The organism is Caballeronia sp. ATUFL_M2_KS44 (assembly GCF_023630965.1).
GTDB lineage: Bacteria > Pseudomonadota > Gammaproteobacteria > Burkholderiales > Burkholderiaceae > Caballeronia > Caballeronia concitans.
Map to the genome: position 1 here is coordinate 1 of NZ_JALQEA010000031.1, position 231 is coordinate 231.

The window sequence follows — 231 nt, forward strand, 5'->3', positions numbered from 1 at the left end:
CGGCGGCGGCGTGCCACGGCCAGCGCGGATCGTAGAGCATCGCGCGCGCCATCGCGACGTAGTCCGCCTTGCCGCTCGCCACGATTTCTTCTGCTTCCTTCGCCTCCGTAATCAGTCCGACGGCGACAATGTTCACGCCCGTCGCTTCCTTCACGGCCTGCGCGAACGGCACCTGATAGCCCGACGACAACGGAATCTTCTGCAACGGCGAAACGCCGCCCGACGATACAT

1 protein-coding gene is annotated in these 231 nt (G+C 64.9%); it reads right to left on the minus strand.

Going from position 1 to position 231, the window contains the following annotated elements; translation table 11 throughout:
- Nucleotides 1-231, minus strand: a 231-nt coding sequence (locus NCR39_RS14470) for an oxidoreductase (RefSeq protein ID WP_502800217.1), incomplete at both ends; no start/stop codon positions are given.